We start from the raw sequence: 22,510 nt of genomic DNA on the forward strand, positions 1-22,510 counted from the left end.
CGGCGTTTACAGCTCGTCGGCGAGCTCCCCGCGGAAGACGATGTTCGACGGCCCAGTCATCTGCGCCTGACCGTCCTGCAGGACAACCTCGATGGCGCCGCCCGGCACGTTGACCACCACCGAGCCGTTTTCGATGCCTGCATCTGCTAGCGCCGCCTGTGCAGCGGCCACGGTTCCGGTGCCGCAGGAGCGGGTTTCGCCTACCCCTCGCTCCCACACACGCATGTGGACGTTGCCTTTGTCCATCTCGGTGAGCACCTCCACGTTCACGCCCTGCGGGAAGAACTCCGGGTCGAACTGCGGCGAGACAAACTCCATTTGCGCCAACGCCTCCGGGGTCAGACCTGGAATGACGCAGGCGAGGTGCGGGTTGCCCACATCCACACCGATGCCGGCGAACTGGCGCTGCCCCATAGCTGCAGTAGACACACCGGTAACTGCGACACGGCCCATCCCCACCGACACGATCGCCTCGGCGGAATCCGCGGAGATCATCCGGATGCGTTTCACACCTGCGCGGGTGTCCACGTCGAACTCGTCGGCCTCTTCCAGCCCCTCGGCCACCAGCACGTGCGCGAATGCGCGAATGCCGTTGCCGCACATTTCGGCGACGGAGCCGTCGGCGTTGCGGTAGTCCATGAACCACACCCCCTCTTCGGTTCCCCCACGCCGCACCACGCGCAGCAGCCCGTCGCCGCCGACACCGGCGCGACGGTCGCAGAGGAAGGCGACCTGTTCCGGGGTCACGTCGAGTTGGTCATCGACGTCGATGAGGATGACAAAATCGTTTTCGGTGGCGTGCGCTTTGAGAAATTTCACGCCAGCGAGTCTAACGCGGCACCCGCCACGTCCGCGCCGGCAGCGTCCAACCACAGCGTGCGCGGGTCGCGGTTGAACCAGGAGCGTTGACGGCGCACATACCGGCGTGTGCCCGTGATGGTTTGCTCGATTGCCTCCTCTTCGGTCAGCTCGCCGTCGAACATAGCCAGTACCTGCGCGTAGCCGATTGCGCGTCCCGCTGTGGAGTCGCGCACCAACCCCTGGTCCAGCAACCCCCTCGTTTCCTCGATGAGACCCTGTTCAAACATCAGGCGGGTGCGCAGCTCGATTCGCGGGTTGAGCCACTCTGCTTGCGTGCGCAGCCCCAGGATGCGGGTGCCCCAGCGCGGCGCGGCGTGCTTCGGCGGCTGCGACGCCTTGAAAGGCTTGCCGGTCAGCTCGATCACCTCGAGCGCGCGCACCGTGCGCCGCGGGTCCTTGTCCTCGATGATGCGGGCGGCCTCCGGGTCCACCTGCGCGAGCTCGGCGTGCAGCGCGTCCACGCCGATCTCGCCCAACCGGGCTTCATAGCGGGCGCGCACCTTGGGGTCGGTGGGCGGGAACGACCAGGCGTCGATGAGCGATTGCACGTAGAGCATCGACCCGCCCACCAGCACCGGCACCTTGCCGCGGGCCATGATGTCTTCCACCGTTTCCACGGCGAGCGTTTGGTACTGCGCCACCGAGGCAGTCTTGGTCACGTTCCAGATGTCCAGCAGGTGGTGTGGGATGCCTTCGCGTTCCTCCTCGGGCAGTTTGGCTGTGCCGATGTCCATGCCTTTGTACAGCTGCATGGAGTCGACGTTGACCACCTCGCCGCCGAGTTCGTGCGCGAGGGCGATGCCGAGCGCCGATTTGCCGCTGGCGGTGGGCCCTACTACTGCGATCGGTCTCATACGCACCACCGTGCCACGTAACGCCCGACGCCCAGTGTGTCGTCGTGGTCGAGCAGTTCCGCCCGGTGCGGCCGAAGCGCCGCGAGCTCGTGCCACAACGTGGGCTCGAGCAGTTGCTTATCGACGACCACAGGTTCCCCGCCGCCCAACCACCGAAGAATCTGCTGGTGGTATTCCGGCGCCCCCTCCACCAGGGCCAACGGCGCCCGCGGCGTGAGGCCGGCCGGGCCGTCGAGCACCACCACGGTCACCGCGTCCGGATCGAGCGCGCCGAGTTCGCCGCGGACCTCGCGCACCGGCGGGTCTCCCAGCGCGAAACGGGCGACGAGCTCACCGAGGTAGCGACCGTCGCGCACCGTGATCTCCGGCGCGCCCCAGGCGGCGAAGGAACCGGTATGGGCGGTGGCCCAGCGCTCGTCCACGCTGCACACGATGTCGATCGCCCGCCCCTCGGCGGTCCCGGCAAGTTTGCGAACGGCCTGGGTGAGGCGCAGCGAAGCTGCGTCGTCAGGTGAAAGCGCAAGTGCGGGCGACCCCGGCACAATCCACAGGTTCGATCTCACCCAAATAACCCTACCCAGCTCCCCTATTGCTGCCCGCTGCGGCGTAAGTGCCGGTAATATCTCACGCATTGCGCAAGGCAGCCGCGACGCGCGGCACAGTGCGGCCTCCGAGGCCGCGGAAAGGATGTCTCCGATGACCGAGTCCAACACCCCGAACTCCACCCCCACCCCGGGCACGAAGGTGCCGTCTCCGGCCGCGCTGGCGAAAAAGCCGGGGCCCCGCCCGTCCGCGGCCAAGACCACCCCGGTCACCCCGGCTCCGGTGCCGGCTCGCGAGCCGTCGGACCCATCCAAGTTCGGCCGGGTGGATGAGCAGGGCAACGTGTTCCTCACACGCGGCGGCGAGGAACGCCAGATCGGCTCCTGGCAGGCGGGCACCCCCGAAGAAGGGCTCGCACACTACGGCCAGCGCTACGACGACCTGGTCACCGAGGTAGAGCTGATTGAAACGCGTCTGCGCGCGCACCCGGAGGACGCCGATTCCCTCCGCAAGTCCGCCGAGGCGCTCAAGGCGTCGCTGGCCGACGCTGCCGTGATCGGCGACATCGATGCCGTCGAAGCCCGCCTGGACAAGGCCATCGACGCGTCCGATTCTGCCCGTGAACAGGCTAAGGAGCAGAAGGCGCAGCGGCGCCGCGAGGCGATCGCGCGCAAGGAAGAGCTCGCCGCGGAGGCGGAGGATCTGGCGGCGAACTCCACGGAATGGAAGGCCGCAGGCGATCGCATCCGCGACATCTTGGAGGAATGGCGCGGCATCCGCGGCATCGACCGGGCGACGGACGACGAGCTGTGGAAGCGTTACTCGCGCGCCCGCGACAGCTTCAACCGCCGCCGCGGCTCCCACTTCGCCGAGCTGGACCGCAACCGCGCGCAGGCCAAGAAGGCCAAGGAGGAGCTGGTGGAGCGCGCAGAGGCGCTGAAGGATTCCACCGAGTGGGGCGAAACAGCCCGCGCGTACCGCGATTTGATGACGGAGTGGAAGGCAGCCGGCCGCGCCCCGCGCGAGGTGGACGACAAGCTGTGGGAGCGCTTCCGAGCCGCCCAGGACCACTTCTTCGAGGCCCGCAACGCAGTCAACGCCGAGCGAGACCGCGAGTTCGAGGCCAACGCGGAAGCAAAGGACGCGCTGCTTGCGGAGTACGACTCGCTGATCGACCCGGCGAAGGGCCTCGGCGGCGCCAAGGCGAAGCTGCGCGAGCTGCAAGACAAGTGGGACGAGATCGGTTTTGTCCCGCGCGGACGTGTGCGCGAGTTCGAGGACAAGATCGCACGCATCGAGCAGCGCGTGTCCGACGCTGAGGATTCCCGCTGGCGCAAGACCGACCCGGCGCAGCAGGACAAGGTCAACCAGTTCCAGGTCAAGGCCGACGAGTTCGTGCGCCAGGCCGAGGCTGCGGAGGCCAAGGGGGATGCTTCCAAGGCAGCGTCCCTGCGCGAGCAGGCGAAGCAGTGGCAGGAGTTCGCCGACGTGGCCGCCAAGGCAGTCAACGAGGGCTAGTGCTCCACCCGCACCAGTACGTCCCCCGACCGGGTAGCGGCGATAATGCCGAAGCCGTGGTCGGGGGCTATGCCTTTTCCGCCACGTTGGCCATCCAGGACATCACGGGCCTGGCTACGTCGGGGGTGTCCGCGCCCCACATTGCCAAGCGCCTCGAGCCGTCTGCAGAGTCCGAAGCCTTGTTGTTCGGCCTGACCTCGCGGCAGCAGCTGCGTCCGGTGACCGACTTGGGCTACCCCGAGCTTTTCAGCGACGATCTGGACTTCCTCGACGCCTGGTTGTTCGTCTCCTTGCCCCTGTTAGAGGACCGCGGGGTGATCGAAGCCAATTTCACCTTCGACTCCGAGCTCGCGCCGCTTCCCGGCGAGCCCGCCCCTGAAGCGCCATGGGCGAGCGCACTTTCGCTTCTCGACGACCTCTCGGTGCACCTCAACCGGCCCATTCGCCAGATCTGGGTCACCCATGCCACGGATGCGGACGAACCACCCCATGTGCGCGCCTTCGGCTACGTTCCTGCGTTCCGTGAGGACCAGGCGGCATTCGCGGCATCCGCCGCCTTATCGCTGCTGGACTCTGCGCCGGCCGAGTTCGCGGTCGTGGAAGGTCCCGGCTTCTTCTCCCGGCGCACCGCACCGCCGGAGGAGGTGGAGCAGTTTTCTCAGCTGCTCACCGCCGCCTCACGCGACTACCCGCGTGGCGAGCTGGTCATGGACACCATCGAGTGGGATCTTGCCCGCATCCGGGATGCCGGTGAACGCCTCAACGACCGCGGCGGCGCGCAGCTGACGGGCCTTGCCTACAGCGACGGCAAGATTGTGGGCCTGTGCGAAGTTGTGCGCTACTTGTCCGACGACCCCAAGGTATGCGAGCTGGGCCTGATCTACGTGTTGCCCGAGCACCGCGGGCGCGGCGTCGGATCGGCGATGCTGCGCGCGTCGCTGGCTCACGCGAGAAGAGTGTGGGAAGACTTAGAGACGGTCTACTGCTCCTACCCGGCCGCTTCTCCCGCAGCCGAAGCGATCATGCGCGCGGTCGGGGCGGAAGTAGTCTCTTCGACCACGGCGTGGCAGAAGCGCTAGTTCGCCCGCTTGTGGCGCTGGGCGGCGCGGGCCCTGCGGTCGTCGACAAGCAACGGGTTTTGCTGCTCCCTCGTCGCCGCCCGCTGCGCAAGCGCAACCTCGTCGCTGCCTTGGGCTAAAGCGCGCTCGCGCGCGGCGTCTTCCTGGTTTGCGTTGCGCGAGAGAATCAGCGGGAAAAGCGTGAAAACCACAACCACGACCGCAAGGATGGCCAGGTAGTAGCCGGGGCCGCGGCTGATTTCGACGCCGCCGGAATTTCGCAGCCAAATTCCCAATACAGAGGCAACCAGGGAGACAGTGGTGACCATCCACGCAGGCACCGCCAGCGCGAAGCGCTGCAGCGCAACCGCCAAGGTGGTGAGGATGCCCACCCCGAGAAGCGACAGCCACGCAAAGGCGTATTCGGTGATCGCCGTGTGCGCACCTTCGGCTGCACGAGAGGCTGCGAGAACCTGCCAGCCTGACGCCTCGCCCACGAAGGGGAGAAACAGCGCCACCAGGTACAACACGCAAGCCCCGGCGAGCACCCAGCGTTTGGCACCCATATCCACGGTAGAAGCGGCGGATTTCTCTGCTCGGGCGAGTACGTCGGTGTTGGGCTGCGTCATGTCGCCCAACTGTAGCCCTAGCCGGAGCAGCAGGCAGAATCCGCCGGAGCTGACGCGGGCTTGCCGATAGACGGCAGCCCGAGCCCCACGCCGATCGGTGCGGTGGTGGGAACCTTCCCCGCCTCCGAATTGTCGCCAGCCTTCGTACGGCGGTGCTCGTGGATGCCGGAATCTGCAATCAGGTAGTGCGGCTTCGCCTCAGTGACGGTCACGGTGACGTAGTCGCCCGGACGGACCTCACCGTCGATGTCTCCTTCGAGCGCGAAGTGCACCAGCCGACCGTCGCGGGCGCGGCCCGACATGCGCTGGGTGCGGTCGTTCTTGCGGCCGTCCTCCTGCACCAAAAGCTCCTGGCGCGTATCGACGAGCTTCGCGTTTTCCTCCGCGCTGATGCGCTCCTGCAACGCGTGGAGACGCTCGAAGCGCTCCTGCACCACAGCCTTGGGAATCTGATCCGCCATCTCCGCAGCCGGCGTGCCCGGGCGCGGAGAGTACTGGAACGTAAATGCGGAGCTAAACCGAGCCCTTTCCACCACGTCGAGCGTTGCCTGAAAATCTTCCTCAGTCTCCCCCGGGAACCCGACGATGATATCGGTGGTGATCGCGGCGTGCGGCAGCTTCTCACGCACCTCGTCCAGGATGGCCAGGAACTTCTTCGAACGGTAGGACCGGCGCATTTCTTTGAGCACCTTGTCCGAGCCCGACTGCAAAGGCATATGCAGCTGCGGGCACACGTTGGGGGTCTCCGCCATCGCGTCGATGACATCCGAGGTGAACTCCGCCGGGTGCGGAGAGGTAAAGCGAACGCGCTCCAAGCCCTCAATATCGCCGCAGGCGCGCAGCAGCTTAGAAAACGCGGAACGGTCGCGCTCCATGTCGTCGTCGACGAAGTTCACCCCGTAGGAGTTCACGTTCTGCCCCAGCAGCGTGACCTCCGAGACGCCCTGATCCACCAACGCCTTGACCTCGGCGAGGATTTCTCCCGGGCGGCGATCGATCTCCTTGCCGCGCAAGCTGGGCACGATGCAGAACGTGCAGGTGTTGTTGCAGCCCACCGAAATGGACACCCAGCCCGCGTACGAGGACTCGCGCTTGGCGGGAAGCACCGACGGGAAGACCTCGAGCGACTCCACAATCTCCACCTGTGCCTCGTCCTCGACGCGGGCGCGGTCCAGCAGCGCTGGCAGAGCAGAGATGTTGTGCGTGCCGAAGACAGCGTCGACCCACGGCGCCTTCTCAATGACCGTGTCGCGGTCCTTCTGCGCCAAGCAGCCGCCCACAGCGATCTGCATGCCCGGGTGGTGCGCCTTCGTGTTCTTTAGCTGGCCCAGCGAGCCGTAGAGGCGCTTGTCCGCGTTGTCGCGCACCGCGCAGGTGTTGAAGACCACCAGGTCAGGCTCCTCGCCAGCTTCGGCCGCGACATAGCCCGCGTCCTCGAGCATGCCGGAAAGACGCTCGGAGTCGTGCACGTTCATCTGGCAGCCGAACGTGCGCACCTCGTAGGTGCGGGGGTTGCTGGTTTGGGTGGTGCTCGCCGTAGTCACGGCCAGACAGTCTAACCAGGCAAACTACAACTGCGAAATGGCGTGAGCCAGCCCGTCGATCTGCTCGTCTGTGTGCGTGGCCATCACTGTCACCCGCAACATCGCCGCCCCGCGAGGCACGGTTGGCCAACGGATTGCAGGTACGAAAAAGCCGGCCTGGCGCAGCGTGTCCGCGGCCTGAACTGCCCTGGCTTCGTCGCCGACGGGAACAGGGATAATGGGGCTCGGCCACTGCCCCATGCCAAGGTGCTCCGTAAGGCGAGCAATGTTGCGGTGCAGTGCCTTAACAGGGCTGCCCTCTCCCTCCACAACGCCAAGTGCTGCGACAACTGCTGCGCACGTGGCTGGGGTCGACGACGTCGAATACACGAACGTCCGGGCCTTTTGCCGAAGCAGTGCGGCTACCGGGGCGGACGCAGCCACTGCCCCGCCCTCCACACCAAGTGCCTTGGAGGCGGTTGCCACGAGGATGTCCGGCCGGTCGCCGTCAAGCGCAAAGTGCTCGTTGATGCCCCGGCCCGTGGCACCGAGCGTGCCGGTGCCGTGTGCGTCATCGACCATGAGCGCCGCGCCGTGCGAGCGGCACACAGCGAGCAACTCCGGCACCGGCGCAAGCGTGCCATCCATGGAAAACAGCCCATCGGTGACAACTAGCGCGTCACCGCGGTGCTGCGCGAGAAGCTCGTCGACGTGCGCGGGGTCGCGGTGGCGGCACACCACTACTGCCGCACCGGCTGCCTTAGCCAGGCGGCAGCCGTCGATGATGCTGGCGTGGTTGCGTTCGTCGGAAAGAATCAGCGTGTCCGGCCCAGCCAGCGCCTGCAGCACCCCCGTGTTGGCGAGAAAGCCAGCGGAGAAGAACACAGCGTCTTCGTAACCGAGGAAATCGGCGAAGGCACGCTCTACCTGCGTGTGTAGGCCAGTCGTGCCCGTGGTCAGGCGCGAGCCGCCGGAGCCTGCGCCGAATAGTTGCAGCGCCTGCTCGGCGGCCGCGGTGACTTCCGGGTGCTCCGCGAGGCCCAAATAGTTCGAGGAGCTAAACAGCACGTACTCGCGGCCGTCGATGGTGCACACCGGTTCTTGCCCTGCGCTGAATACGGACGGGGTGCGCTCGAGTCCCGCCGCACGCCAGTCGATGAGGTGCTGCCGCGCGCGCTGGTTGAGCCAGTTCACTATGACTCCCCGACGAGTACGGGCGTGTGCTCGAGGTACTCGATGAGGTCTGCTGGTGCCGCTGTATCCACCACAAACAGGCGCCCGCCCACCGCAGAACCTGCCGGTTTCATATTGGGCACCCGCAGGTAGCCGAGCGTGTTCGTTGCCACGTAACCCGTGGTGTAGTCCGGGTCGTCCGAAATACACACCTCCGCCAGTACCGACGGATGGTGCGCCACTTTCGAGGCGAGCACGAGCGCGTCGGCCACGCGGGTCTTTCCAGAGCCCGCTTCGGGCCGCTCCCCTGTCGCGGTGGCTGCATCCATCGACGTCACCCGCACGCCACGCGCATAGTCCGGCTCGAGACGGTTGCCGGTAGCCGCGTCGAACAAAATCGCTCCGCGCATATCCCGCACGCTCGTCACTAGTTCCCACGCTTGTGCTGCATGAGCAGTTAGCGGGGCGATGGCGCCGAGCACCACGTCGCGCGCTTCAGCCGGAGTGCGCGACGTCGCCTCGGTAATCGGCAACGCGGGGACGCGCACGACCTCGCGTTCAATAGCCGAAACGGTGATGGTGATCGAATCCGGCTGGCCTTTGCCGTGAGCCAGTGCCCGCCTGCTCATCGCAGCGCAGACTTCGTCGATCTCCTGCTCACCCACGATGCGCTCCGCGCCCGAGATGTGGGTGCCGCGTGCGCTGGAACGCATTTTTACGCTGAACAAGGACATGCCTCTTAGTGTAAGAGACCGTCTTGAACACCGTTCAGTTTTCGGCGCTATTCCTCGCATTCCGCAATGCGTGCGTCCAGTTCCTCGCGCGCGATGCGCAGCGCCATCCCCTGGTTGAAGCCGCGCCGGGCGAGCGCGCCAACGATGCGTCGGAGATGCTTGTCGTATTCCGCGCGATCCGCAGGGGCAGACTTGACCTTTCGCGCGGACTTTTCCGCTACTGCTCGCGCCGTGCGCTCCTCATCGGCGTCGGAAATCTGCTCCAGCGCCGCAGCGCGGTCGGCGCCAGCCACGCCTTTATCGCGCAGCTCCATATCGAGCGCGCGAGCGGATTTTCCTCGGCGCGCAGCGCGCTGCCGCACCCACTCGTGCGCGAACTGCGCGTCGTTAAGCAGTCCGGAGCCGGCGAGATCGTCGATCACTTCATCGACAAGCTGCGGCTCGAATTCAGCCTTGAGCAGGCGCTCGCGCAATTCCGAGCGAGAGCGCGCCCGCTGGTCAAGCAACCCAAGGGCGCGCTTGCGCACTGGAGCTAAGGCTTGCTCGTGCTCGCGGTCGAACAGACCGGTGCCCGGCTCGTACGCGTCAAGCGCAGCTTGGAGCCGGGCGATCTTTTCCGGATCCGGCACCTACTACTCCGCGTTCGCCGGGGCCGCGCCCGCCGCATCGTCTTCATCGTCGAAGTCGATGTTGGGCACCATGTCCACCGGATCATCCGTCAGCTCATCGGAGGCGTTGGCGTACTTGCCCACGTTGAGCGCGCGGAAGATCTTGTCCTCGATCTCGTTGGCCAGGTCCGGGTTCTCTTTGAGGAACACGCGGGCCTTTTCCTTGCCCTGGCCCAGCTGGTCGCCTTCGTAGGTGAACCAGGAGCCAGACTTTTTCACAATGCCGTTTTCCACGCCCAGGTCGATGATGGAGGACTCTCGGGAGATGCCCTCGCCGTACATGATGTCGAACTCGGCGATCTTGAACGGCGGGGAAACCTTGTTCTTGACTACCTTCATCTTGGTGCGGTTGCCAATGGAGTCCTGGCCGTCCTTGAGGGTCTGGATCCTGCGGACATCGCAACGCACGGACGCGTAGAACTTCAGCGCCTTGCCGCCGGTGGTGGTCTCCGGCGAGCCGAACATCACACCGATCTTCTCGCGCAGCTGGTTAATGAAGATGGCGGTCGTGCCGGAGTTGTACAGCGCACCGGTCATCTTGCGCAGCGCCTGCGACATCAGGCGAGCTTGCAGGCCGACGTGGCTGTCGCCCATCTCGCCCTCGATCTCCGCCTTCGGCGTCAGTGCCGCAACAGAGTCGATCACGATCATGTCGATCGCGCCGGAACGCACCAGCATGTCCGCAATCTCGAGCGCCTGTTCGCCTGTGTCCGGCTGGGAAACCAGCAGGTTGTCGGTGTCTACGCCGAGCTTTCGGGCGTAGTCCGGGTCGAGCGCGTGCTCCGCGTCGATAAACGCGGCGATGCCGCCGCCGCGCTGCGCCTCCGCAATAGCGTGCAACGCCACGGTGGTCTTACCGGACGACTCCGGACCGTAGATCTCCACAATGCGCCCGCGCGGCCAACCTCCAATGCCGAGTGCGACGTCGATGGCGGTATTGCCGGAGGAAATGGACTGGATCGGCGGGCGATTTTCATCACCCAGGCGCATCACCGCACCCTTGCCAAAATCCTTCTCAATCATCGCCAGTGCGGCGTCGAGCGCATTCTGGCGGTCGTTGCCAGCCGAGGCGGCAGACTTCTTCTTTGTTGCCATGTGGTATTTAACCTCCAAGTAGTCGGCGGCGCGGGGAGCGTCGCGTGCACAGTTTCCTCATTAGACGTATCGCCATACCGCTTCGGTTCCCTTAGGTGCCAAGGAACTTTGTCCAAGCGGAAACAGGGCTCACTGTAGAACGCGACGGCGACACGCCAGACAATACACGCAAACGTGTTCGAATTTCAACGACACGCTGGCGGCGCGGAGCCGTCGCCAAGCACCTGCCTTAACTGCCAGGGCGATCGATGCCCAGCTGCCGTTCCTCCGGAATGTCGAACGCGTTGCACAGCCCCTGCCACGCCTCCCGCGGATCGACACCCTCATCGATCAGCTCCGCCGAGGTCTTCTCAGACCCCGGCAGCACCTGAGTCTGAACAATCCACTGCGCGCGGGCCGCCCCAAATTCGTCCTGCACAAGCTGGTGAAACTCGGTTAAACGCATGGAGCCGAGGGTACACGTGGACCTGCGCGGTACACTCCCGCGTATGAGCAAAAACTCCACAGCGCAGGACATCGCTCTAGTTGCGGTATTCGCCGCCATCATCATCGTCCTCGGCTTCGTCTCCATTCCCGTCGGCGCCGCGGGTGTGCCCATCGTGCTGCAAAACGCCGCTGTCATCCTCGCCGGTCTCGTGCTGGGGTGGCGGCGCGGGTTCTTCGCCGCCGCCATCTTCCTGCTTGTCGGGCTCGCGCTGCCCGTTCTCGCGGGCGGCCGCACCGTCATCTCCGCACTCGGCGGGCCCACTGTGGGCTACCTGGCGGGCTACATCGTCTCGGCCGCTGTTGCCGGCGCCATCGCGTACGCAGCCCCCTTCCGCTCGAACAAGGGGGCGACGGTGGGCGTGCTGGTTTTGGCCGGATTTGTCGGTCTGTTCTTCCAGTACCTTTGCGGCGTGTTCGGTCTGATCTGGCGTGCGGACATGACGTTCGGTGCGGCTTGGGCGGCACAGGCGCCGTTCCTCGTGCCTGACGCCGGCAAGACCGCGCTGATGATCGCCATCGCGTTCGCGGTGCACCAGGCGTTTCCGGACCTGCGCGGGAGCCGTCGCTAAGCACGATGCCCGCCATTGATTTTCGCGACGCAGCCGTAAACTACGACGGCGAGCAGATCCTCGCACCGCTCAACGTCAGCCTCACCGAGCAGCGCATCGGCATCATTGGCTCAAACGGCTCCGGCAAATCCACCACTGTGCGCCTGATCAACGGGCTAATCGAACCGACCTCAGGACAGGTGCTTTACGACGGTCTCACGCCGGCAAAACACGGCAAAGAAATCCGCAAGCGAGTCGGGTTTGTCTTCTCCGACGCTGAATCGCAGATTGTCATGCCGAGAGTCGCCGACGACGTGGCGTTTTCCCTGCGCCGCTTCAAGCTGCCCCGCGAGGAGGTCAAGCGCCGCGTTACTGAAGCTCTCGAGCGTTTCGGCCTGACGGATCGTGCTGAGCACTCCCCTCACACCCTCTCCGGCGGCGAGAAGCAAATGCTCGCGCTTGCCTCTGTACTCGTGATCCAGCCGGAGACGATCATCGCCGACGAGCCGACGACGCTTCTGGATCTGCGCAACCGGCGCCGCATCGTGCGCGAGCTGATGGCGCTGGAGCAGCAGCTCATCGTGGTCACCCACGATCTGGAGATGTTGCGCGACTTCGAACGGGTGCTAGTCATCGACGAAAGCAAGTTGGTCTACGACGGCGCACCTGCCAATGCAGTGCAGTTCTACACCGAACTGATGGACGCGAAACCGTGATCCGCGAACTGCCCCTCGGCGTATACGTGCCGGGGACGACTCTGCTGCACCGCACGGGTGCAGCGCTGAAATTTGTGTTACTCGTGGCGTTCATCGTCGGCGTCACCGCGTTGCCGACGCAGCCGTGGCACGCTGTGGCCGCCCTCGCGTTCGTGTTGGCGCTCTATGTATGGGCACGGATCCCCGCCCGCGTAGCGTGGCGCCAGCTAGTGCCGTTGCTGCCCGTGCTGGCTTTCTTCGGCGCGTTCATGGTGTGGCAAAACGGCGTTGCCTCTGCGCTCACACTGCTTGTCGGGCTGCTTGCCACCATCGCTGCGGCGAATCTGTTGACGCTGACCACCCCGGTCGAGGAACTCCTCACCGCGCTGGACCGCGCCCTGTCCCCCTTCGGTCGCGCGGGCGAACTGATCTCTTTGACCATCGCGCTCACGATCCGGCTTATCCCCCTCACCCTCGCCACGGCGAACGAGGTGCTCGACGCGCGCAAGGCCCGCGGTGTCGGGTTCTCCTTCACCGCATTCGGCATCCCATTGGTGATTCGGTCTGTGCGCCGCGCGAAGATGATGGGAGAAGCGCTCATGGCACGCGGCGCCGTGGATTAGCACCTGCTTGACGACGACATTCCGCCCGGCCCCTGCTGTGAGGGACCGGGCGGAATGTGCTGAGACGGGCTAGCTATTGGTTGCTGCTACCTGCGGAGCTACCTTCACCGCCACCACATGCATTGACAATGCTGACGATAGCAAGGACACCGAGTGCCGCCGCTGCCAAGCCGCCCGCGATCATTCCGATCTGCGGATCACCCTGCGGGAGCACCTGCTGCGCCTGATCCCTCAGTGCATGGAGTGAATCCTGAACGCCTGCCGGCAGCGGAAGGTCGACCTGCGATGCAATCCCCAGCGGGATCAGCGCCACAAGCGGAAGCGACCATCCGGTCAGCGCAGCGACGCACTTGCCGTCCAACGACGACCCCTGAGACTCCGCCGGTGCCGTTGCTGTCTGGGTCACCGTAGTGAGCGGGTGCTCGGTCGATGTTTTAGGAGCGGCCTCCACCTCGAAACGGACTTTTTCAACGATCGTAGAGTTTCCGGTCGTCGTCACCACTTCCGCGGTGTAGTTGCCGGGCTTTGCAACCCTGCCCGCAATGACGTTGTCCTCGGGGCGGAACTCGAGGCCCTCCGGCAGGTCGTTAACCTCGACGATTGCCCCATTAGCCGCAGCCACCCGGTAGTACACATTTGTTTCACCCGCGACGATCTTAGTCAGCTTCGGGGCGGTACGTGTCGTCGTGACAGGTGCATCGACGTCGACTGCGTCCTGGTCCGATTGAACCGTGGATGTCGGCGTCACAGTCTCGGTCTCCGAGCGACCAGCGACAGTGGTTGTGACTGGGGCTGCGGTAACCGTGGTGGTTTGTGCCGTATTCGTTACTGTCTCCGTCACCGCATCAGCTGTTGCCACCGGCGTGACATCAACCTGCTCCGTCACCGTCGGCGTGACCGTCTCAGCCTTAGCCGTTTCCGTCTGCGTCGCAGTCACCGCCGCAGCCGTGGTCACTGGTGTTTCGGTGACCTTCTTCGTCTCGGTGGGCACCACGGTCTTCGTCGCAGCCGTTTCCGTCTGCGTCGCAGTCACCGCCGCAGCCGTGGTCACTGGTGTTTCGGTGACCTTCTTCGTCTCGGTGGGCACCACGGTCTTCGTCGCAGCCGTTTCCGTCTGCGTCGCAGTCACCGCCGCAGCCGTGGTCACTGGTGTTTCGGTGACCTTCTTCGTCTCGGTGGGCACCACGGTCTTCGTCGCAGCCGTTTCCGTCTGCGTCGCAGTCACCGCCGCAGCCGTGGTCACCGGTGTTTCGGTGACCTTCTTCGTCTCGGTGGGCACCACGGTCTTCGTCGCAGCCGTTTCCGTCTGCGTCGCAGTCACCGCCGCAGCCGTGGTCACCGGTGTTTCGGTGACCTTCTTCGTCTTCGTCGGCACCACAGTCTTCGTCGCTGCCGTCTCCGTCTGCGTTGCAGTCACCGCCGCAGCCGTCGTCGTCGGAGTCGTGGTCACCTTCTTCGTCTCAGTCGGCGTCACGGTCACCTCCGGCGCGCTCACCGTCGTGTACACGATGGTTGCAGCAGCCGTCGTCGTCGGAGTCTCGGTGACCTTCTTCGTCTCCGTGGGCACCACGGTCTTCGTCGCAGCCGTCTCCGTCTGCGTTGCAGTCACCGCCGCAGCCGTCGTCGTCGGAGTCTCGGTGACCTTCGTCGTCTTCGTCGGCACCACAGTCTTCGTCGCAGCCGTTTCAGTCTGCGTTGCAGTCACCGCCGCAGCCGTCGTCACCGGCGTTTCGGTGACCTTCGTCGTCTCGGTCGGCACCACAGTCTTCGTCGCAGCCGTCTCCGTCTGCGTTGCAGTCACCGCCGCAGCCGTCGTCACCGGCGTCTCGGTGACCTTCGTCGTCTCGGTCGGCACCACAGTCTTCGTCGCAGCCGTCTCCGTCTGCGTTGCAGTCACCGCCGCAGCCGTCGTCACCGGCGTCTCGGTGACCTTCGTCGTCTCGGTCGGCACCACAGTCTTCGTCGCAGCCGTCTCCGTCTGCGTTGCAGTCACCGCCGCAGCCGTCGTCACCGGCGTCTCGGTCACCTTCGTCGTCTCGGTCGGCACCACAGTCTTCGTCGCAGCCGTTTCCGTCTGCGTTGCAGTCACCGCCGCAGCAGTCGTCACCGGCGTTTCGGTCACCTTCGTCGTCTCGGTCGGCACCACAGTCTTCGTCGCAGCCGTCTCCGTCTGCGTTGCAGTCACCGCCGCAGCCGTCTTCGTCGGAGTCGTGGTCACGGTGGATGTAATAGTTGGGGTCGCAGTGACGGTCGTAGGTTCGGTACTCACCGTGGTTGTCACCGCGGTGTCAGTAGTAGTCACGGTCGGAGTCACAGTCTCGGTAGCCGCCGGGACTGTGACGGTTGTCGGAGCAGCGCTCGTAGTGGTGTTGCCCGAAGTCACCGTTGGGGTCGGCTGTTCTGCGGGCGTACAAGACTCCGTCCGCTCTGCTTCTGCAGCGCGCAACGCCAGGCCGTTCTTCGGATCATTTGGAGCATCATCAGACCACAAGAAACGGGTAACCACGGTACGCTGCCCATCGACAGTGCACTCCCCAATCTTCTCGTACGTGCCATAGCCCTCATTTGCAAAGTTCTCCATGAGGACGGGTCGTGCTTGAACCCCAGATACCTCATGCGCGGTTTCGCCGTCGAAGGAAACGACTACAGAAAGGCCGTTGCAGGCTTCGTCGCAAAGCACGCGAAGCTCCTTGCTATTCGCGTTGTAATCCAACGCCATGACGCTGCGCAGCTCAGGGTTTTCGTACTTGCCAACCTCTTCGAACTCCCCATTAGGCTGCAGGCGAACAAAGTGGACAAAGCCCGTGTACTCGACACCCACCGCGTACACATCAAGGTCCGGCAAGTAGGCGATGGCTTCCAAACCAAAGTTCGGTGGTACTTCACCAGTGATTGATTTGAGGTTCCACTCGCCAGTCACCTTGCCCCGGGAAGGGTCAAACTCGAGGATGGACGGACGGGAGGAGCCGTCACCGTCACGCTCGGTGGCAATGTAGATCTTGCCGTCCTTGCCTACGGTCACGCCTTCCGCGTCCGGATTCCCTGCGCCATTTTCATAGGTGAGAGTCCATTCGTTCTTCTTGCTGTAGGTCTTCTTGTCCTCGTCGTACTCCAGCTCAAACAGGCGCCCCGGGTTGTTGTTCACAATCCAGGCATTACCGTTGCCGTCGAAATCCACGCCCGAGAAGTTCTCGCCCGCGAAACCGCCGACCGTATTGATTGAGTCGATCTGGTCCGGCCACGGTTCGCCCGTCGGCCATACGAGTTCCTCAGCGTTCTTGCCGTCCTTTGTCACTTCTGCAAGCGCGACGAGATCACCCTCGCCATCTGGGGTGCGTCCCCAGGAGAAGCGAGTGTGCGACGTCCAGCTCACTTCGTCGAATGGCTTGCTGTCGTCTGGCCTGTACAAGCGCGCACTGTCTGCCTCACCAAGCCCGAACCCCTTCGAACCGTCGGGAGTCTCTACTTCGGTATAGAACGAGTAGTACCCGCCCGGTTGGATCACCGTATTCTTCGGGAACACGATCGGAGTGCGCCCCTGCTTGTCGTCTGCAAACTTCCATCCCGAAATGTCCACCGGCGTATCGCCCGCGTTGTACAACTCCACCCAATCGGCAACAAAGTCACCTTTGGTCTGGATCTCATTGATTCTGATCCGACCCGTGTTCGAGGGCTTTTGGCTTGTCGACGACGGCACCTCCGGCTGGTTCGGCTCCTCGTCCTCCACCCCGCAAGGAACTGCGTTAGCGTCACCCTTAGACTTCGCCGAAGACATCTTGAAGTCGTTGTTCGCTTCTGAGTAGCGGGACCACGACGTCGCCGCGCCCTCACACACCGGGCTTTTCGCCCAGCCGAACTCATCAACGAGCTCTCCTGCAGCCGTCTTGAGAGTCAGGCTGTCCTTAGCGCTAAGCCCGAACCCATCAGTGCCGTCTGGGACTACGCCGCCCTCTTTCCCGTCCGGAGTCAAAACGTGATAACCGCCTGCGGGAATGATCGTATTCGGTGCAAAGGTGATGTAGGTGTTGCCCTTGCCATCGCCGCTATCGACGACCACCCAACCGCCGATATTTACCGCCTTGTCGCCGCTATTCACCAACTCGATGAAATCGACGCCGTCCGTCGTGATCTCGTTGATAAAGACCTTGTCAAAACCAGACTTGGCGTTAGAGCTTTCACGTGTCGGCCCGTCCGTGATCTGCCATTTTCCAGTTATGTCCGGCACCAGGCCTTGTGAGGTGTGAACACCATCCCTCATGCCGTGAGACGACCACTTCTTCTCGTCGATCTGGTTGCCCTTCTCATCCTTGATGGTGATCTGATCGCTGCCACCAAGGCCGAACCCTTTAGATCCATCTGGAGTGACGTCCGTGCCATCGGTGTAGAAGGCGTAGTATCCGCGCGCCGGAATGACGGTGTTCTTTGGGAATGTGATCGGCTTGCTGCTCTTCCCACTGTCGATGGCGGTCCAGCCCGAAATGTCAATGTCGTTGTCGGTTGGATTGGCCAGCTCCACCCAGTCGCCGATCGGGTCAGAGTTGGTGACCACCTCATTGATGACGACGTCAGTTGACGCTGCCGCTGCCACGGGCACCGACGCAAAACCAGACACGAGCATCACGGTAAATGGCACAGCAAATTGACGCGCACGGGAACTACTTTTCACGGGAACTTCCTCCTTGGGGAGGTCTCATAACAAACTTGGAAAACGTTTGGAAAAGTAGTATGTTTGCGTGAATTTGCGCGAACGTCCAAGTGAATAAAACTTGAACAATTAAATAAACCCCGGGAAACATCCCGGGGCCACAAAAACGAGCTGGTATCTAAGCGTCGCCGCGCAGCTCGCGCATACGCTGAGCAACCGCGTCGTCTGCGACGTCAGCACCGGTCGGCGCGGTGGAACCAGTCTGCTGCGAGTTGCCCTGCTCAATCGCCTGCTTCTTACCTGCGGTCAGTTCACCGGCCATCTCGGCACGCAGCTGCTCCAAGCGGCCGTGGCCAGCCATCTGGATACCAGCCTGCTCCACCTCGGCCATGCGGCCCTCGATGGAGTTCTGCGAAAGCTCCGCGGCGCCGAGAGCGTTGGCGTAGCGGCGCTCAATCTTCTCGCGCACCTGGTCCAGGTTCGGGCCGGAAGCCGTGATGGAGTTCATCGACTGCATGGTCTCGGAGACCTTCTCCTGCATCTTGGCCTGCTCAAGCTGGGAGAGCAGCTTGGAGCGCTCAGCAACCTGCTGCTGCAGGTGGGCAGAATTGCGCTCCACGGCCTGCTTCGCCTGAGCCGCCTGCTGCAGTGCCTGGTCGTGAAGCTGCTTGGTGTCCTCAACACCGGCCTCTGCAGTCACCAGCTGCGCCGCGAACGCCTCCGCCGCATTTTCGTACTCCTGCGCCTTCTGCGCGTTGCCCTCACCGCGGGCCTTGTCGGCAAGCTGGAGCGCCTGGCGGGCATTCGCCTGCAGCTTCTCCACATCCTCAAGGCGACGGTTGAGCTGCATCTCCAGCTGACGCTGGTTACCAATCACAGCAGCGGCCTGCTGGGACAGCGCCTGGTGCTGGCGCTGCGCGTCGTTAATAGCCTGCTCGATCTGGACCTTCGGGTCCGCGTTCTCTTCGATCTTGTTATCGAAGAGGGCCATCAGGTAGTTCCAGAACTTGGTAAACGGATTTGCCATGGCTATAACACCGTGACCTTTCTGTCAGTAGATTGCGTTAAACGCCAACCACTGTAGTCGCGGACTGCCGTCTACGCTTCCGCTGCAGCCGGCGAGGTGCGCTCCAGCTCTTCGGTGAAGGAATGCAGCGACATGTTCGCCACAGCCTCCAGCAACACCTCGGAAACAGTGGTGCCAAGCGCTTCGCACAGCGACGCGAGTAACTCCGAGGAGACCTCTTTGCGGCCGCGCTCCAGCTCCGAGATGTAGCCGGAAGACACGCGCGCTTCCTTCGCCAACGCGCGCAGCGTCACGCCCTTGTCCGCGCGAAAAGCGCGCAGGGACATACCCAGCGCTTCGCGGAACAGCGGCTCGCGGGAGCGCTCCGCGGACTCGGGTGCAGCCCCGGCCGGAGCGAGGGGCAGTTCTACCGGGGTTTCGTGCAGCAGTGTCGTTGTGGTCATCAGAAGGTTCAACGGTTCAGCGTCTAGCTTTGTTCCCGAATGCCCGAAAGCGCTCCGATCAGCGCCGCTTCTACGGCCAATCGGCGCACCTCATTTCGTGCACCGGAGAGCACGCGCACCGGCTCCGGAGCTCCCGCCATCAGCGCGTATTGCCCGCACTCCGGGTCCAGCAGCTCCGCCGCTTGGGACGACGCAGTCCACTTCGGCCCAGCCAGGCCGATCCATACCGTCCCGGCGGGCACGCCGTCTTGCGCATCGGGGCCAGCCACACCGGTCAGCGCCACTGCCCAATCAGTCCCGCACACCCGCCGCGCACCACGGGCCATTTCGCGGGCCACAGCGGCCGAGACCACGCCTTCACGCTCGATCAGCGCCGCGGGAACATCTGCAAGCGAGGTCTTCAGCTCCGGCGAATACGTCACCAGCCCTCCGACCAGCACGTCCGAGGCCCCCGGCACGTCCGCCAACGTCGCGGCTGCCAGACCGGCCGTCAACGACTCACAGAAAGCGACGGTTTGGTTGCGGGAGCGGAGCTCGTCGATAAGCAATTGCGCTGTGGTCACTTATTCACCTTTCCTGCGTCCACCAAGTACTGCACGCCCGTGACCACGGTGACCGCGACTGCAAGCAGCATGACCACAAACGTCGGCGTGTTCATCCACTCGGGCAGCGGGCATAGATACAGCCCCACGGCGAGGGTTTGCAGGGCAGTCTTCAGCTTGCCGCCCTTCGACGCCGGCACCACGCGGCCACGACGCAGCAGCACCATCCGCCAGACAGTAATGCCTAGCTCACGCGCGACAATCACAACCGTCACCCACATTGGCAGCGAGTTAGCGATATTGAGGGTGACAAGCGCAGTGATCATGAGCGCCTTGTCCGCAATAGGGTCCGCAATCTTGCCGAAGTCCGTGACCAGCCCACGGGCGCGCGCGATGTCGCCGTCGAGCTTATCCGTGATCATCAGCGCCACGAACAGACCGAACGCCCACCACCAGTGCTGCAAGAGCACCAGCCAGGCAAAAACGGGAATGAACAGGATCCTCAGCGAGGTCAAAATGTTCGGGAGGTTCCAATTCGACGGCTTGTCGGGTTGCATCACGGCCTCCACCATACCCACCCCACCTAGACTCCAAACCATGAAGTATTTCGTAGCCACCTACACCTACGGCGAGCAGTCGCTTGTCGACGCCACACGTCCCGCCCACCGCGAGTTCATCTCCTCGCAGCTGTCGCTGGGACGCATCGTCGGATCCGGCCCCTACGCCGGCGGAGACCAAGCCCTGATCATCCTGCAGCTGCCGGAGACCGCCACGGAATCAGACGCCGCGACGATACTGGATGAGGATCCCTACACGGTCGCCGGCGCCCTTTCTGCCCGCGAGATCCGGGAGTGGAACCCGGTAATGAATATCTTCAGCTAGCTCTTGCGGCCGCCGCGGGCGACATCGAGGTGCGCCGTGTCGCGGGAGCCGGTCGCGGTGTGATCGCCCTTGCCGGACGTCGCCGGGTCATCGATCCACTCGACGTGGTGGCCGTGCTTGTCCACCTTGCGGCGGTTGCCGTGGTCGTCGTAATCGAGGTGGTACTGGTTCTCGTTGGGGTCTCGGCGGCCAGCCTTCACGTCAGCGCGGTCTTTGACCAGCGACGCGATGGCGGTAATTGCCAAGGTGCCCACGATCACCAGCAGCGAGGCAACCGTGCCCACCTCCGGGACAGGCAGGCCCTCGCCGCCGTTGATGAACGGCAGGTTGTTCTCGTGCAGAGCGTGCAGCAGCAGCTTCACGCCGATGAAGCCCAGGACCACCGCGAGGCCGTACGGAAGGTACACCAGTCGGTCCAGCAGGCCGTTGAGCAGGAAGTACAGTTGACGCAGGCCGAGCAGCGCAAACGCGTTTGCCGTAAACACCAGGAAAGACTCCTGGGTGATGCCGTAAATCGCCGGGATGGAGTCGAACGCGAACATCACGTCGATGAAGCCGATCGACAGCAGCGCAACGAACAGCGGGGTGACGGCCTTCTTACCGGCCTGAGTCTTCGAGATGAGGCGGTCGGCGTGGTACGACTTGGTCACCGGGATGATCTTGCGCAGCGTCTTCACCACGAACATGTCGTTCGGGTCAGGATCTTCTTGGTCCGTGACCTCGTCGTAGACCAGCTTGATGGCGGTGTAAATGAGGAATGCCGCGAAGAGGTAGAACACGTCCGACCACGCCTCGATGATCACCGCGCCGAGCAGAATGAACAGCAGGCGGCAGACCAGAGCGATGACGATGCCGATAAGCAGCACCTTCTGCTGGTAGGCACGCGGGATCTTGAACGAGCCCATGATCAACGCGAAGACGAACAGGTTGTCCACGCTCAGCGAAAGCTCGGTGATGTAGCCGGTGAAGAACTGCACGCCGTGCTCAGCGTCCCACAGCCACCATACAATTCCGCCGAAGATGGTGGCCATGAGCATGTAGAACAGCGCCCAGCCGCCCGACTCCTTCATCGTCGGCTCGTGCGGGGTGCGCACGTGCGAGACGAAGTCGAAGATGAAAAATCCCAGGATCACCGCTGAAGTGATCAACCAAATGTACAAGGGCACATGCATATGTAAGCCTCCGGTCAGAGTTGCAGAAACGACCGGAGGTCTCCCCCACCTACGCGGGCGGCCCGGACCGGGGCTATCGCTTTTCGACGGCTCCGTGCTGACGATCCTAGGCGCTTCCGGGGTACTCCCCTCCAAGTGCGCAACACATTACGCGATAGGTCAGGCGAACGCACACACCGCGGTCTTAAGACGAGTACGTCGCATTTATGCCACAAATGGATCGTCATTAGGATCGAGATTCAACCGGAGTTCGATCGAATCGGCGATGTCCAACGCAATGTCGCTGCCCCACCTATTCGCAACGAAAGCCGCAGTCATGTCGATTCCCGCTGTCACTCCAGACGACGTCCAACGGTCGCGATCGTGAATCCAACGCGCCGAACGGTGCCATTCAATATCCGTTCCGAAATTCGTTGCCCAATCCAGCGCTCGTTTGTTGCTGGTCGCCGCGTAGCCCTCCAAAAGCCCCGCAGCTGCAAGAAGCGCTGATCCCGTGCAAACTGACATGATGGTTTCCACATTCGCCGCCATGTGCCTGAGCGCCGCTAAGAAAGCTTCATCGTAAACGAGCTGACGCGTGCCTTGTCCGCCTGGAACCAACAGTGTGTCGCCGGAGATCGCGCTGTAATCGGCATCCGCGCCAAGGCTGACGCCTTGCGTGGATGTCACAGGCGGCCCCCTTGGAGAAAGCATCTCTATTTCAAGGTTCGAGACCTTTGAAAACACCTCAACCGGGCCGGCCACATCGAGGAGCTCCACATCCTCGAAATTCACTACAGAGATCCTCTGCG

23 protein-coding genes are annotated in these 22,510 nt (G+C 63.7%); 6 read left to right on the forward strand and 17 right to left on the reverse strand.

All coding sequences use genetic code 11. From position 1 onward, the window contains the following. Positions 1-6: 6 nt before the first annotated feature. Genes dapF through CFOUR_RS06725 form a run of 3 tightly spaced genes read right to left on the reverse strand, consistent with a single transcriptional unit; the run spans position 7 to position 2,278 of the window. A complete protein-coding gene (gene dapF, locus CFOUR_RS06715; protein WP_085958114.1) occupies positions 7-819 on the reverse strand; it encodes a diaminopimelate epimerase in 813 nt (270 codons plus the stop codon). Further along, a complete protein-coding gene (gene miaA / locus CFOUR_RS06720) occupies positions 816-1,715 on the reverse strand; it encodes a tRNA (adenosine(37)-N6)-dimethylallyltransferase MiaA (RefSeq protein WP_085958115.1) in 900 nt (299 codons plus the stop codon). The genes dapF and miaA overlap by 4 nt, the downstream gene beginning before the upstream one ends. Then, positions 1,712-2,278, reverse strand: coding sequence for a class III extradiol ring-cleavage dioxygenase family protein (locus CFOUR_RS06725; protein WP_085958116.1), 567 nt, complete (start codon positions 2,276-2,278; stop codon positions 1,712-1,714). The genes miaA and CFOUR_RS06725 overlap by 4 nt, the downstream gene beginning before the upstream one ends. A 133-nt stretch (positions 2,279-2,411) precedes the next feature. Here CFOUR_RS06725 and CFOUR_RS06730 point away from each other — a divergent pair, with 133 nt between their 5' ends. Both CFOUR_RS06730 and CFOUR_RS06735 read left to right on the forward strand, forming a co-directional pair. Then, positions 2,412-3,776 carry a DUF349 domain-containing protein gene (locus tag CFOUR_RS06730; protein ID WP_085958117.1) on the forward strand — a complete coding sequence of 455 codons (1,365 nt, stop codon included), beginning with the start codon at positions 2,412-2,414 and terminating at the stop codon, positions 3,774-3,776. Beyond that, complete coding sequence (locus tag CFOUR_RS06735; RefSeq protein ID WP_085958118.1) at positions 3,776-4,855, forward strand: GNAT family N-acetyltransferase; 1,080 nt, start codon at positions 3,776-3,778, stop codon at positions 4,853-4,855. Before CFOUR_RS06730 ends, CFOUR_RS06735 begins: the two co-directional genes overlap by 1 nt. Here the strand turns inward: CFOUR_RS06735 and CFOUR_RS06740 are convergent. The 7 genes from CFOUR_RS06740 to CFOUR_RS06770 form a co-directional block, all read right to left on the reverse strand. After that, positions 4,852-5,463 (reverse strand): Rv2732c family membrane protein, encoded by a 612-nt coding sequence (locus CFOUR_RS06740; RefSeq protein WP_085958119.1) that lies wholly within the window; start codon positions 5,461-5,463, stop codon positions 4,852-4,854. The genes CFOUR_RS06735 and CFOUR_RS06740 overlap by 4 nt on opposite strands. A gap of 17 nt (positions 5,464-5,480) precedes the next feature. Continuing rightward, a complete protein-coding gene (miaB, locus tag CFOUR_RS06745) occupies positions 5,481-6,938 on the reverse strand; it encodes a tRNA (N6-isopentenyl adenosine(37)-C2)-methylthiotransferase MiaB (RefSeq protein WP_230471914.1) in 1,458 nt (485 codons plus the stop codon). 93 nt (positions 6,939-7,031) lie between these two features. Further along, complete coding sequence (locus tag CFOUR_RS06750) at positions 7,032-8,180, reverse strand: aminotransferase class I/II-fold pyridoxal phosphate-dependent enzyme (protein WP_230471857.1); 1,149 nt, start codon at positions 8,178-8,180, stop codon at positions 7,032-7,034. Next, a complete protein-coding gene (locus CFOUR_RS06755) occupies positions 8,180-8,893 on the reverse strand; it encodes a 6-carboxyhexanoate--CoA ligase (RefSeq protein ID WP_179154852.1) in 714 nt (237 codons plus the stop codon). The genes CFOUR_RS06750 and CFOUR_RS06755 overlap by 1 nt, the downstream gene beginning before the upstream one ends. Positions 8,894-8,940: 47 nt before the next feature. Beyond that, complete coding sequence (gene recX / locus CFOUR_RS06760) at positions 8,941-9,522, reverse strand: recombination regulator RecX (protein ID WP_085958122.1); 582 nt, start codon at positions 9,520-9,522, stop codon at positions 8,941-8,943. Between the two features lie 3 nt (positions 9,523-9,525). Continuing rightward, the gene (gene recA / locus CFOUR_RS06765) at positions 9,526-10,656 is read right to left on the reverse strand and encodes a recombinase RecA (protein ID WP_085958123.1); all 1,131 of its coding nucleotides are present in this window, start codon (positions 10,654-10,656) and stop codon (positions 9,526-9,528) included. 229 nt (positions 10,657-10,885) lie between these two features. Next, complete coding sequence (locus tag CFOUR_RS06770; protein WP_085958124.1) at positions 10,886-11,101, reverse strand: DUF3046 domain-containing protein; 216 nt, start codon at positions 11,099-11,101, stop codon at positions 10,886-10,888. A gap of 43 nt (positions 11,102-11,144) precedes the next feature. Between CFOUR_RS06770 and CFOUR_RS06775 the strand changes: the two genes are divergently transcribed. The 3 genes from CFOUR_RS06775 to CFOUR_RS06785 are packed head-to-tail and all read left to right on the forward strand — an operon-like array spanning position 11,145 to position 13,008. After that, positions 11,145-11,711, forward strand: coding sequence for a biotin transporter BioY (locus CFOUR_RS06775; RefSeq protein ID WP_085958125.1), 567 nt, complete (start codon positions 11,145-11,147; stop codon positions 11,709-11,711). A 5-nt stretch (positions 11,712-11,716) separates the two neighbouring features. Next, positions 11,717-12,406: an energy-coupling factor ABC transporter ATP-binding protein gene (locus tag CFOUR_RS06780; protein ID WP_085958126.1), complete on the forward strand. Its 690-nt coding sequence runs from the start codon at positions 11,717-11,719 to the stop codon at positions 12,404-12,406. Further along, positions 12,403-13,008, forward strand: coding sequence for an energy-coupling factor transporter transmembrane component T family protein (locus CFOUR_RS06785; RefSeq protein WP_085958127.1), 606 nt, complete (start codon positions 12,403-12,405; stop codon positions 13,006-13,008). Before CFOUR_RS06780 ends, CFOUR_RS06785 begins: the two co-directional genes overlap by 4 nt. A gap of 73 nt (positions 13,009-13,081) precedes the next feature. Here the strand turns inward: CFOUR_RS06785 and CFOUR_RS06790 are convergent, their stop codons facing one another. From CFOUR_RS06790 to pgsA, 5 genes are all read right to left on the reverse strand, one after another. After that, positions 13,082-17,620, reverse strand: coding sequence for a lamin tail domain-containing protein (locus CFOUR_RS06790; protein WP_290179060.1), 4,539 nt, complete (start codon positions 17,618-17,620; stop codon positions 13,082-13,084). A gap of 211 nt (positions 17,621-17,831) precedes the next feature. Next, positions 17,832-18,680, reverse strand: a complete 849-nt coding sequence (locus tag CFOUR_RS06795) for a PspA/IM30 family protein (RefSeq protein WP_085958129.1) — start codon at positions 18,678-18,680, stop codon at positions 17,832-17,834. A gap of 71 nt (positions 18,681-18,751) precedes the next feature. Beyond that, positions 18,752-19,123 (reverse strand): helix-turn-helix domain-containing protein, encoded by a 372-nt coding sequence (locus tag CFOUR_RS06800; protein ID WP_085958130.1) that lies wholly within the window; start codon positions 19,121-19,123, stop codon positions 18,752-18,754. A 23-nt stretch (positions 19,124-19,146) separates the two neighbouring features. Then, positions 19,147-19,686 carry a CinA family protein gene (locus CFOUR_RS06805; protein ID WP_085958131.1) on the reverse strand — a complete coding sequence of 180 codons (540 nt, stop codon included), beginning with the start codon at positions 19,684-19,686 and terminating at the stop codon, positions 19,147-19,149. Then, positions 19,683-20,222 (reverse strand): CDP-diacylglycerol--glycerol-3-phosphate 3-phosphatidyltransferase, encoded by a 540-nt coding sequence (pgsA, locus tag CFOUR_RS06810; protein WP_085958505.1) that lies wholly within the window; start codon positions 20,220-20,222, stop codon positions 19,683-19,685. Before pgsA ends, CFOUR_RS06805 begins: the two co-directional genes overlap by 4 nt. A gap of 40 nt (positions 20,223-20,262) precedes the next feature. On the opposite strand from pgsA, the gene CFOUR_RS06815 reads away from it, so the two are divergent. After that, on the forward strand, positions 20,263-20,547 hold the full coding sequence (locus CFOUR_RS06815) for a YciI family protein (RefSeq protein WP_085958132.1): 285 nt from the start codon (positions 20,263-20,265) through the stop codon (positions 20,545-20,547). Here the strand turns inward: CFOUR_RS06815 and CFOUR_RS06820 are convergent. Then, positions 20,544-21,719, reverse strand: coding sequence for a TerC family protein (locus CFOUR_RS06820; RefSeq protein ID WP_085958133.1), 1,176 nt, complete (start codon positions 21,717-21,719; stop codon positions 20,544-20,546). The two genes, CFOUR_RS06815 and CFOUR_RS06820, sit on opposite strands and share 4 nt — an antisense overlap. Before the next feature lie 204 nt (positions 21,720-21,923). After that, a complete protein-coding gene (locus CFOUR_RS06825; RefSeq protein ID WP_230471858.1) occupies positions 21,924-22,493 on the reverse strand; it encodes a DJ-1/PfpI family protein in 570 nt (189 codons plus the stop codon). Positions 22,494-22,510: the final 17 nt, after the last annotated feature.

The sequence above is a fragment of the Corynebacterium fournieri genome, from assembly GCF_030408775.1.
GTDB classification, from domain to species: Bacteria; Actinomycetota; Actinomycetes; order Mycobacteriales; family Mycobacteriaceae; genus Corynebacterium; species Corynebacterium fournieri.